General features: G+C 34.0%; 6 protein-coding genes. 2 read left to right on the forward strand and 4 right to left on the reverse strand.

Annotation, left to right across the window (positions count from 1 at the left end):
• Positions 1-283: 283 nt before the first annotated feature.
• On the forward strand, positions 284-913 hold the full coding sequence (locus V7014_RS16655) for an HD domain-containing protein (RefSeq protein ID WP_335508562.1): 630 nt from the start codon (positions 284-286) through the stop codon (positions 911-913).
• An 80-nt stretch (positions 914-993) separates the two neighbouring features.
• Here V7014_RS16655 and V7014_RS16660 read toward each other — a convergent pair whose 3' ends face one another.
• The 3 genes from V7014_RS16660 to V7014_RS16670 form a co-directional block, all read right to left on the reverse strand.
• Complete coding sequence (locus V7014_RS16660; RefSeq protein WP_335508563.1) at positions 994-4,944, reverse strand: S-layer homology domain-containing protein; 3,951 nt, start codon at positions 4,942-4,944, stop codon at positions 994-996.
• 346 nt (positions 4,945-5,290) lie between these two features.
• Positions 5,291-8,137, reverse strand: coding sequence for an Ig-like domain-containing protein (locus tag V7014_RS16665; RefSeq protein ID WP_335508564.1), 2,847 nt, complete (start codon positions 8,135-8,137; stop codon positions 5,291-5,293).
• Between the two features lie 335 nt (positions 8,138-8,472).
• A complete protein-coding gene (locus V7014_RS16670; protein WP_335508565.1) occupies positions 8,473-11,358 on the reverse strand; it encodes an S-layer homology domain-containing protein in 2,886 nt (961 codons plus the stop codon).
• Positions 11,359-11,537: 179 nt separating this feature from the next.
• Here V7014_RS16670 and V7014_RS16675 point away from each other — a divergent pair, with 179 nt between their 5' ends.
• Complete coding sequence (locus V7014_RS16675; RefSeq protein WP_335508566.1) at positions 11,538-11,780, forward strand: YkuS family protein; 243 nt, start codon at positions 11,538-11,540, stop codon at positions 11,778-11,780.
• Between the two features lie 52 nt (positions 11,781-11,832).
• On the opposite strand, the gene V7014_RS16680 is transcribed toward V7014_RS16675, so the two are convergent.
• Positions 11,833-13,464: an Ig-like domain-containing protein gene (locus V7014_RS16680; RefSeq protein ID WP_335508567.1), complete on the reverse strand. Its 1,632-nt coding sequence runs from the start codon at positions 13,462-13,464 to the stop codon at positions 11,833-11,835.
• Positions 13,465-13,503 lie beyond the last annotated feature (39 nt).

The raw sequence follows: 13,503 nt of genomic DNA on the forward strand, positions 1-13,503 counted from the left end.
ATGAAAAATATTAAGGTAGGTTTTGACAACACTCTCGGCACGAAGTTGAAAATATTAATAGAAAAATAAAAAATTCACAAAAAATTCTTTTTTAAAAATTTTTTAATTTTTAGCACTCCACTTAATGATTTTTCACTATTTTCATATACCCATCCATGTATTTCTCCTCCTAAATGTACAAATTCCAAGATTTAAGAGATGACATTTTTTATGAAATTAAGATATGATAACAAGAAACTTTTTTGTACAATACTATTAATAATAGAAAGAAGGAGTGGTTACAGTGGGAGTTCACACATATTTTAAGAGCTTAACAAAGTTAGAGCGGATCGAGCGTTGTCCAGGAGAGTTTATGTTTGAAAGACATACTGTTGCGAGTCATTCTTTCAAAGTGGCACAATATGCACAATTTCTAGGAACGGTTGAGGAACTAAACGGTACAACAATAGATTGGAAGCTACTTTATGAGAAAGCATTAAATCACGATTATCCAGAAATATTCATCGGTGATATTAAGAGTCCCGTTAAATATTGGACACCTGAACTTCGTACCATGCTACAAAAAGTAGAAGAAGGCATGACAGCCAAGTTTATCGAGACAGAATTCCCTGAAGAATTCCAAGCGATTTATCATGAAAAGCTGAAAGAAGGTAAGGATGATACGGTTGAAGGGAAGATATTAGCTGTTGCCGATAAAGTAGATCAAATATACGAAGCCTTTACTGAAATACAAAGAGGTAATGCGGAACCCGTTTTTGTTGATATATACCGCGATTCTGTTATCGCTATTAAAGATATTGATTTGAAATGTGTCGACTATTTCCTTGAGCATGTATTAACGGAAATGGTTGATGAAGATCTGGTCTCAACAGTGAATGTAAGGAAGATAACGAAAGAAGCACTTAGTTCCTAAATAGGAGCATAGTGCTTCTTTTGACTTTTCTATAGAAGAATTTTCAAAAAACCTGTAGCAGATGCTACAGGCTTTTAACATTAAGGTGTTGGAATAGGTTCAGGTGCTGGGAAGTTAGGATTATTAACTGTTACTAAACCTGGTACCTCTTCGTAAATTTTTGTTATTTGACCATTTCCTGATAGGGCAACAGTTGAATTCAATTTCGCTATGAGTGTATCAAGACTTCCATCAAGATTAACAATTGAATTTGCAACACTTGTTTCTAGAGTTTTCGCCTTTCCTTTTAAATTTACTGTAGAACTAGGTGCAATCATTTGTATTGTGTCTACTGAACCAGTTCCTTCTATTGTAGAATGACTAGCATTTACCTGTACAGTTCCTACAGCTCCCGTTCCATTTACTCTAACGGTTGCATCAGCGGAATTTGCAAACGAAATCGTCTTTATAACATCTGCCTTACCATTATTGGACATTTCAACAGTAGAACCACCGTCAACTTCTACATTTTTAGCGTGACCTTCGATTATTAGCTTCGAGCCATTTTTAACATATACGTTTTCAAATTCGTCGCCTTTTAATGTTACGGTTCCGCCTGTATTGATTGTAATATTTTTTATTTTACCGTTATTCTTGTTTTCGATTGTAATACCATCTTGAATTAAGCCTTTATTCTCAATGTAAACATTATTGAGTTGACCATTATTCTCTACAGTACGAGAATTGGCGGAAGTTCCAATATCTGACCAGTTTAGTATTAATCTACTATCTTTATTTTCATCAAACTTCACTTTGTCACCGAAAACCAGTTTAAGAACTGGAGATGCAATAGTTACGTTTTGTTCAAACGTAATGTTATTAAGTTTAATTTCATTCGTTTTAATATTTCCAGTATTAACAAACTCTACATCACCTTGAATGATGCTTGGTCCACCCGTTGTAGGTCCGTATGATTCAACCTGTTCTTGCGGTTCAATTTCTAATACACCTGTGAACGTATGGAGTCCTGATTCATTCAATTTATTTGCAATTGTAAGTTTTGTAGAGAAACTTAGAATCATGTCTCCTGTAAGCATAGTTTGATCTTTTGATTTGAAATTAGGTAGAATTTCAAGCGTATTAATACCATCATTAAGCTTACCTTCTGGAAGGATAATATCCAGTATTTCCGTACCATTGGCTGTATTATTATCAATATCTCTAAATTCTAGCTTAGCACCTTTTATGACATCTCCTTCTTCAGTTACAAATGTCTTGTGCAATTTTTCATTATTAAGAATAAAATTACCTAAATCATTGATTTCTCTAGGATCATAGCTTTCTGAGAAAGTTATTGAAACAATATCTTCTTTATCACTATTATATTGTCTCTTACCACCAATACTCTTCACATAAAACGGAGTTGCGTCAGTCGTACTATATAATGGGATATCAATTTGTTCCGTCTGCTCTTTCAACATTTCATAAGCAATCGGAGTATCCACCACTCGCACTGTAACTTTTGCAGTTTTATCTTCTGAAATTGGAGGGACCTTTAATTTGGCACTTGCTGTACCCTTTGATATTGTCACTTGGCGCTTATCAAAATTACCTTCACTAGTTGATATCTCAAGAAGGATTCCATTAGCTTTTGTATCAACTGTTTTAGTAATTTTGTTTATCAATTCAAATGTAACTAGTCTTTCCGTAGAGTTATCAGGTAATTTCACACTTTCTTGCGTACTTACCCTTATACCCCAAACTTCATTAATCGCTGGTGTAGTGAACGTTTTAGATGTTGTTGGATGAATATCTTTATTCACTCTAATTCCTTCAGCGGTAAGGTTATATTCCGTTGAAAAGTCTAAATTACTAACTGTAAGAGTAACCGTTCGTTTATCTTGATCTAACTTAGCACCTGTTACTCTTTTACCTTCAATTGTAAAATTCGTTGGTCTTACACTGTCTACTTCAGTGGATAATTCAACTTCTAATGTATTTTGCGATAAGTATTTGACATTCGAAATCGCTAAGAAACCACCAATAGGACTATTAGGTGACACAAAATCTTTCGTAGCTGTTGATTGTAATTCCTTATTAACCGTTATTCCTAAAGCCTTGATTGTATATAGCTTCCCACCATACTCTAAAGGATCTAGTGTTGTTACAACTACTTTACGCTTATCACTTTGTACTTTGGCACTCTTTACAACTTGGCCTGGAATATTAAAGTTTGTTTCTTTAACCGAATCAACCGATTTATTAAATCTAACTTCAATTTCATTAGACCTTATCATTTTCGCTTCTACAATTGTAAGAATTGCACTAGCCGGAGCTGTTGGGCTAACAAATGATCTAGTAGTTAATGGTTGTTTTGCTTTATTAACCGTTATTCCATCAGCCTTAATATTGTAAACAGTATTGTAATTCATCCCATCAAGCGTTAATAGAACTGTACGTTTACCCGTAGATTTAGCCGACCTTACTTTCAATCCCTCAATACTAAAATTCGTTGTTTTAACTGGATCTATATCACTAGAGAATGTCAATTCGACTTCTTTCATATTTAAAACCTTTACAGTGTCAATTGTAGCTCCAGGTGGTGCAACAGGGGTTGCAAAGTAATATGTTGATGGCGCTTGTTTCTCTTTATTTACAGTAAGCCCATCTGCTTTAATACTATATGTTTTGCTATATTGTAAGACATCAAGTGTAAGAACAACCTTTAATTTATCGCTGCTTAATTTAGCAGATTTTACTGTAACATTATCCATAATGAAATTCGTTGGTTTTACACTATCAATTGGTTTTGCAAATGTTAATTCTATTTGTGTTAAATTAATAAATTTAACACCCGTAATGGCCGCACCATTTGGAGCAGCTGGTGTTGTAAATGTATATGAGAACGCAGGCTGCACTTCCTTATTAATAGTGACGCCATCTACATTAATTCGATAACTTCTACTATATTGTAGATTTTCGAGAGTAAGCGTTACTCTTCGTTTATCTGAATTTAATCTCGCACTCTTTACTTTAACGCCATCAATTGAAAACTGATCAACTTTAACACTGTCAACAGGTTTATTTAGAGTTACCTCTACTTCCGTTAGCTTGTTAAATTTCACAGATGAAATCGCTAAAGCTGGCGGTGTAGCTTCACTTTTGAAAGACGCTCTCACAGTGGGTTGAGTCTCTTTATTTACCGTGATGCCCTCCGCAATTACTGTGTAAGTCTTATTATAATCCATAGGAGTTACCTTTAATGTAACCGTACGCTTATCACTAGCTAATTTTGCCGCAGTTACTCTAGTACCTTGTACAACGAATTGAGGCACCTTAACATTATCAATTGGTTTTGAAAATGTAACTTCGACTTCCGTTTTCGATATATATTTCGCACTACTTATCCCAAATTTCGTTGGCTTTCCTGGAACATATGGATTATTTGGATCATATTTAGCAACTTTGCTAGCTCTGTATAGGAAATTAGCAAAATCTCCACGCTTTACCGGATGACTTGTACCAAACTGAGTAGCCGAAACACCTGTTGTAATGCCGTAATCATATAATGCTGAAACAGCACTACTATAAAAGGGCGTTACATCAGTAAACGGTGTTGTCGACGTACCTTCCAAGTTATAAGCTCTTTGAAGCATTAATGCTATTTCTCCACGAGAAATAAGACTATTAGAATTGAATTTAGTTTTTGAAGTTCCTTGCACAATACCTACCGCTTTAAGCACATTTACATATGGCTCTGCTCTTGCTGGAACATCCGTAAATCCAGATGGTGGTGCAGCATAAATATTTAAGCCTAAAGATTTCGCAAACATAACAGCTGCATCCACACGTTTAATATTCTGATACACGCCAAAAGTTTTAGATGATAATCCTTTGACTCCTTTAGATTTCAAATAGTCAACGGCGTTTTTATATGAAGGTCCAACATCCGAGAATGCTGATGCTCCAACTGGTGCAACAGCAGTAGCTACTAAGGTTGCACTAACTGACAATGCAATGAATCTATTATTTCTTTTCGATTGATTGGTCATAAATGTTTCTCCCCCTTTATTTACCCAATAATCTCCTCACTATATAAACAAAAAAACATGTAACATAGCATTAGATGTTACAAGCTTTGGATTATTATTTTCCTTCGAAAATTTTAGTCTTTCTTTTCTTTTATCGGCTTCTTTTTCGTTTACTGTACTAAAATCATATAAATAATTATCCTAACAAAGACTTTTGTACTAATATACAAATATATCCAACTTTTATTTTACTTAGAATCTTCAGTATATGAAAGATACAACTTTGTTAATCTTCTATTGAAAAGAGATCAAGACTCTTTCTTGATCTCCTTCTTATAATCTCATTTTTTATACTAACCACCAAAAACTATTGAACCGTAATTGTTTTAATTGAACTTTCAAAAGCTTTCGGTCTCGCATAATCCTTGGCACTAAGGTTTATGACAGTACCTGCTGTTTGATAGTTTTTACTTAGACTAATCTTAAATTCATAATCTGTACTACCTGCTACTTTCTTCGCAGATACTCTACCAATTGATTTATTATTTACCATAGCCGTTATATATGAAGCTTCACTCACCGTACCAATGATTACTTTTTTACTACCATCCATACTAATCTGGGCGTATTTAATTACTGGTGGTGTTGCATCTTTTACAACTACCAGCTTTTTAGATTGATTAGATTTCAAATCTTCAAATACAAATGTTAGTTTCGTATTAGCTGGTTGTCGTGGAACATCTACAGTAAATGTACCGTCTGCTCCTATGTCTACTTTATTATTAATGATTGATACTCCATCAACAGTTACATCTAATGTACCAGCTTCATTAACTTTCCCACTAACTTTAGTAACTTTAGAATCATCTATCACAATAGCTTTCGGCTCTATTAATACCGGCCCTACATTATCTTCTTTAACAGTTACAGTTGTTCCTCGTTTACTAGCATTCTTATTTTTATCTACGGCTGTCACTGTAATTTTATCGCCTTTTGCTAATTTAGAAGGCAATTTAATTTCAAAATTCCCTTGACTATCTGTATCTACTGTTAAAGTTTGTCCCGTAGTTGTGGTAACCGTAACTTTTGCCGCTTCACTGATTTGTCCAGTAACATAATCAGACGTGTCGTATACATAATTCACTTTTTTGATAGTTGGTGATGTTGCATCTGATACACCTATATACTTCTTACTTTTTATAGTTGAATCTGTAGGGTTGCTAGTGACTACTATTATAATTGTTCCTGCAGGTTGTTTTTTAAAAGAGATTCTAAATTTACCGTTTTTATCTGTTTGTACTGCCTTTGTATTAAGTGGCGTAGACCCTACAAATAATTGTACATTCGCTGACTTATCAACTTGCCCTTGTAAGGATGTTTGTGTATCTGAAATTTTGTAGCTACCCACTAATTGTGGAGGATTTGTATCTTTACTTGCTGTTACTACTTTAATTGCACTTTCTAATCCCCTCGGTTTTGCATAATCCTTGGCTTGAAGCTGTATTTTTGTACCTTCTGTTGGGAACGCCCTTAGTGTAATAACGAAAGAATACTTGCCATCAGCTACCTTATTCTTCTCACTCACAGTCACTTTACCGATCACTTTCCCACCACTTGTAGCAGTTACTATCGAAGGCTCACTCACAGTACCCGAAAGAACTTTACTAGAAGTTGACAAAATACCAGGATCTACAATCACAGGCTTAGTCACATCAGTTACTGTTACAGTAGATTTTGATTGATTCGGTTTGGGATCTTTCAAATCTTCAAATATGAAAGTTAATCTAGCGTTTGGAACTTGTTTAGGAATATATACTGTGAATTTCCCACTATCATCGGTCGGTTTTTTCGTAACAATGTCATTGCCACTTGTATCCTTCACAGTTACTTTTCCTGGTTCATTAATTTGTCCTGTCACTTTTGTTTTTGCTTTAGAATCATCAATAACAATCTTTTTTGGATCAATAAGCTTAGGAGCGACCCTATCTTCTTTAATTGTTATTGTATATGGTTTACTTTCATTATTTTTTGAATCTACCGCAATTAGATTAATCTTTGCATTCTTTGTCTGTTGTGTGATTTGAATTTTGAACGTTCCATCTGTTTCTGTATCTATAGGAGTCAACTTTTGACCTGAAGGTAATTCCACAGTTATTGTAGCTGCTTCACTCAACTGACCTTCTATTAATTTAGAAGTATCATAGACAGTATTGACCTTTTTGAAAACAGGTGCTGTTTGATCTTTTACTTCTATTGTTTTATTGACAATATTCCCAGCAAAATCAGTAATTTTCACTCTTACTTTCGTTCCTGCTGGTTGTTTGCTGATAGATACTTTAAACTTACCATATGCATCAGTCGTAACTGGGGTAGCATTTAAAGCCTTATCTTTTTCATTAAAAAACTGAACTTTAGCTGCTCGATTTATTTGTCCTTCTACGATCGTCATAGCATCTGTAATGGAAGGTGCCTTTGCCCAATCTAAATTAGCCTTTTCAACTTCAACTTTGGCATTAACAATGACGCTTTCCAGCGGAGTTGGCTTAGCTGTATCCTTCGCTTGAAGTGTTATTACAGCACCTTCCTTTTGGAAATCATTCATCGTAATTGTAAAAGGATAGTTTCCGCTCGCATCCTTATCAGATGCTTTAACTGTTGTCGTACCGATTACTTTACTACCTTGAGTAGCTGTTACCGTTCCAGGTTCACTAACAGTTCCTTTAATGACTTTACTTGTATTCTTAATATCCACCTGTCGTATCTCTGGAGGATCGACATCTAATTCCGGAGAATTTATATCTTGTACAGTTACTACTTTAGTAAACTGTTTGTTTGTCTCTGTATCATTAAATTTAAAAACAATCTTTGTATTGACTGGTAATTGCTCAATTGTAAAACTAAAATTCCCATTGTCATCAGTCGATACCGGTCCACCTCCTGAAATAACAGACTTGTTCTCTGTTATAGTCCCATTTTCTGCAATATTAATGACCGCATCCACTGTCCCTTTTTTACTTAATTGGCCTACTACTTGATTATTACCTTGGTTAGTTATAGCCCCGATATCCTTAAGTAGTTTAAATTCAACCGTATCGGCTGCACTTGCTACTATTGGGTTTACATTTACAACTCCAAATCCACTCATGAATGTTGAAGACGCTATTACTGAAGATAGTACTAAAGATGTGACCACTCTACTTCGCTTTCGTTTCACACTTATTCCCTCCTAAGATTATGTAACGTATGTATAAGGCATACTCGCCATTTGAAAATATTGATTAAATTGCATAGACAACCTATATATCGTACATTCTACTCAAAAGTTTAGTAAATTCTCCCTTTTTATCCAATAAGGAGTTAATTATATTCCTATCAAGGAAAAATCCTTCATAATTCATACTAAAAAGCACTAAGTGGTCACGCTTTACTTAGTGCTTTTGTTACATCTTTTATAAAAATGTTCTTTATAAGAATTTAAGACTCTTAATTTCTTATACTAAAAAGTCTCTAGAACTACCTCTTGATATTCTTCCCCTAATCTGTACAACCTTAAGACTGCGGAAATACTGATACTACATCATCTATCTCTTTTTTTACATTTTGTAATGCTGATAAAGATGGGCTAGAATCTTGCAAAAGTGCATCGCCTTTATTTATAGCTTCTGATAACTTTTGTAAATAATCTTTATGTTCAGGTTTATCTTTATTATTTTCAAAAATACTTTGTGCACTAAGTATACTAGCCTGTAAGTCTTGTTTGGCTTTAGATATTTGTGCATCAGTAACCTTTTGCGCCTCGAATGTTCGTATAGCTGCATCTAAATCTGTATTCGCATTGGTTAATTCATATAGATTGTTAGAATTATTAGCATAACTATCAGCTATATTTTTAGCTTGTTCAAGTGTACTTTTAGAACCTAGTAGATATTCTCCAGCTTTGTCTCCTTCTACAGCTGTACTTAATAAATTATTTGCCGTAGCTATAGTTGTTCTTAATAGACTTCTAGCACTTTCTAAACCCTGATCTTTCCGAACCAAGTTTGTTTCTGCTTGAATAAGAGAATTCTTAACATTATTAATCTCCCATACCGCACTATTATTCACATCAAAATTCAAAGCATACGACAAAGCATATTGCAATGCGTTCCATGTTGACTCTGTATAAAGATAACTTTTATCAGCTGTATAATCTCTACTTATTCTATTTTTCTCTGTGTTAAATTCATTGATTGCTCGTGTTCGATCATTCGCATTTGGGATATGTGGATTGTTACCACTTATATATCCAGTATGAGACCCACCAATAGTACTAATTTTACCATTCCCATTAATTGTAACAGGCGCATATACTTGAAGGTTTGTTATATTCCCTGTTACATAAAGCGTAGATGTTTGATTTACATTTACATTTGGAATATTCCCATCTAGCGTAACAGTACCATACGTATTTATATTTACCGTCCCAACGCTTCCACCATATTCATTTACAAAACGTGTTCCATTGCCATCTTGAATATATACTGTTCCTAGCTGACCTCGATTTGTAAATGTATTTGAAGCAACATCTTGAATCGTAGTTGTACCCGTAACTACTACTGAAGAATCAAGAATTACTGAAGCATTAGGAGTATTAATCGTTAGATTCCCATTAATTCTAATATTTCTAAGTGTTATATAGCTTGATGCATTTCCATCAATGGTTACATTACCATTAACCGTACGTAATCCTGATGAAGGCCCATAAGTAGTATATGAAGATCCGGTTGGATATACGTTTACATCTCCCCAATACGTCCCTGCTTCATTTAAGTTATTGTTATTACTCGTAGTATCTTGTACATAGAAATACTTATCGGTTACTCCTGAAATAAGAGAATAATCATAAGAAAACATTTCTTTATTAACAGATAGAATATGGCTAGTATTTATCGTTTTTGATAACGTATTATCCGGTAATGTTAAAACTACCGTATCATAGCCATCATTATAATTATTGTTGCTGTCTTTGTAGGTAATACTTGTAGACGTAGGTAACGCTTGTCCATACAGCGTATACTGCAAACGATTCGTTGCATCACTGCTTTCTCCATTGTATTGAACACCTTCAGAGAAAGTAATTTCAATTGTATCTGAATTGTTGCCATTGAAATAGCCTTTAACATCCTTAATCGTAAAAGGAGTATTATCACTTATTGATGAAGTCGCACTAATTGGTACATTTATTGATCCAGTCAATGTATTGATAAGAGCTTTGTACTCACTAGGTGCATCTACTACTTTCGCGCTAATAGTAGAGGTTAGATTTTGATTTACTGGCGGAGTGGTTAAAATAACTGTAGCCTCTCCATTTCTAATTGTAACTTTTGTTTTTGCAAGCGATCCATATGACTTTGCAAGTTCTAAATCAATATTGTTTGCATTACGATCTACTTGTCCAGTTGTTTTATTGACTAGTTGAAAGGTTAGTTCTGTGTGTGTTGCTCTATTGGCTGTAAGTGTTCCTGGCTTTGATGTAATCGAAAGAGACCATACATTAGTTGCAGGATTTGTTTTAAAAGTAGCTGATAATCCAAATTGAATTACACCATTTCGCTTAATACCTTTTACTCTAACTGTGTAACTTGTATCATACTCTAAGCCACTTACCGTAAGCGTAGCTGTTTTCTTATTATTACTTAGCTTAACGGCAGTTACTTTCGCACCATTGATTGTGAAATTATCAACGTCTGCAGAATCAACATCAGCAGAGAAATTCACCTCTACTTGTGAATCAGAAATGACTTTAGCGCTTAAAATACTTATCTCTTCTGGAATAGAAGGTACTTCCGGTTCTACTTTCTCTGCTTTACTAGCTCTTAATAGGAAGTTAGCAAAATCACCGCGTTTCGCATTTTGTTCCGTTCCGAATCTTGTACTTGTTATGCCCTTCGTAATACCATAATCGACCAATGCTGTTACTGCAGGTTTTATAGAACTCGGTACATCGGTAAAAGAGATCGTTGATGTTCCCTTAAAACCGTAAGCACGTTGAATCCATACTGCCAATTCACCACGAGTAATTAAACCATTAGCATTGAAAGTTGTCGGCCCTGTTCCATTTGTTATACCAGCAGCTTTTAGAGCATTAATATATTTGACGGCACGTTTAGGTACATCTTTAAATCCAGATGCAGGTGCACTATTTATATTTAGTCCTAATACTTTTACAAGCATTACTGCGGCATCAACACGTTTAATTGGTTGATACACGCCAAACTCAGTTTCAGAAAAACCTTGAACTCCTTTTGAATGAACATAGTTAACAGCTTCTCTATATTCTGCTTTCACATCTGTAAAAGCAGCAGCAGATGCCAATGGAGCTACCGCAGTAGCTACTAAAGTTGCTGTTACAGAAGTTGCGACAAATTTACGGAAAGTCTTTGTTTGATAACCCATACATTAATCTCCCCTTCTTATATTCATATATCTTCCTCTTAACAATATCATAAATATTTACATTTTATATTATTTTTAGAATTTTTACTATATTAACCATGAAAAATTTACTAACTTTTCCATAATAACGAATAATTATTTTCCAAATGGACATTTTACATTAAGAGGAGGTGGATTAAATGGCTAAAATTGGTGTAGAACAATCTTTGTCATCTGTACAACAAGCTTTGCGCGACAAAGGTCACGATGTAGTTGAGTTAAAACAAGAAAGCGATTCACAAAACTGTGATTGTTGTGTGATTTCAGGTGTGGATCAAAATGTAATGGGTATGCAGGATACGTCAATGCAAGGTTCCGTTATTAATGCACATGGATTATCAGCTGATGAAGTATGTCAGGAAGTAGAAAGTAGACTACAATAGAAAAACGCAGATGGACAATTGATATATTGTCACATCTGCGTTTTCTTCTTCATTACTGTACTTTAATGACTTTTTGTTTACTTTTATTATTTGCTTTATCAGTGGCACTAACTTTTAGAGTAGTACCTTTCTTTTGTTGTTTTATTTTTACACTATAAGTACCTTTACTTGTCACAGTGGATTTACCTAATAGTTTACTTCCATTATAAACACTAATCGTTGCACCAACTTCAGCTTTACCTGTAACCACAGTCGATTTTGAAGTGACTTTGTTTACACTTGGTGCTGCTGGTGGTGTTTTATCAATTACTTTGGTACTAACTAGTTTACTACCATACGCATTAGCAGCACTTACTCTAATCGTAACACCTGCTTTTTGCTTTGGTATTTTGATTGAAAAATCACCTTTTGCATTCGAGTTTTGTGTATATAATTTATTGTTAATATTAACAGTTACTTTCGTATTAGCACTTGTTTTACCAACAATAAGAGTTGATGCATTACTCACCGGCTGTAAACTAATCGCTGGAGCTAGACTTGGTGCAGTAATAGTAAATGTGTATTTACCAGTATCTCCATCATTACGACTATCATATACTTTTAAATAATATGTACCTTTATTTAAATTAAGTGAAAATACTTCTTTTGCTGGGGTTTTTGAGCTACCTTCTATATATTCAGATAAAACGTCTTCATTATTATTATCAAACAATTGAACGTTTGTATATCTATCTACATATGATGTAAGGTTAATATTTACAGTTGTACTTTTAGGTACGTTTATTTTATAAAAATCTACCGAGTCATTCCATGCTAAAAATCCTGTATATGACTTATTAAAAGATACAGCCTGTGCTTCTACTACTCCATTATTCGGCTCTATTTCTGTAGTTTGAACTGGAGTAAATAACGTTTTTAATTGATATTTTCCAGTATCACCATCGCTACGACTATCATAAATCTTTAAATAATATACACCTGGTTCTAAATTAATAAACTTCTTATACTTAGCAGGAGTTTTCGAACTTCCCTCAATATAAGTATCAATAGCCAAATCATTTGATTCATCCATTAGAACTATATTAGTATATCTATCAACATACGATGATAAATCAATCGTTAAACTTCCTGATTTTGGAATCGTTATTTTATAGAAGTCTACCGAATCATTCCAAGATAGAAAGCCTACAATCTCCTTATTAAAGGCTAAAGTTTGAGCTTCAACTGTACCATTATTAGGTTCAACTTCTATATTTTTTGCTGGATTAAATGAAAGTTGAACAGTATAACTCCCTCTATCACCATCATTCCTACTATCATAAATTTTAAGATAATATGTACCTGGTTCCAAATCCTCTGCTTTCGAATATTTAGCAGGACTTTTCGAACTTCCAGTTGAATAATCACTGAACACACTTTCATTCTTTTCATTATATAAATTAAAATTAGTATATTTATCTACATACGAAATTAGATTGAATGATAGTCTTCCTGCCTCTGGCAATACAATTTTGTAGGTTTGACTTGGGTCTCCCTTGCTTAATACACCAGAAACAGATTGGTTAATAGGTAAGTCAATCTCCGCTGCTGCTACTTTAGAACTCGGCAATAAGAAAGCCAATCCCAAAAGTAAAGAAACTAGTAAAAATGAATTAAAAAATGAATACTTTCGCCTTATCTTCATACTTTATACCTCCTAAATAATATTCAAACAATATAATAG

It is taken from the genome of Bacillus sp. JJ722 (assembly GCF_036963345.1).
Classification (GTDB): domain Bacteria; phylum Bacillota; class Bacilli; order Bacillales; family DSM-1321; genus Bacillus_AD.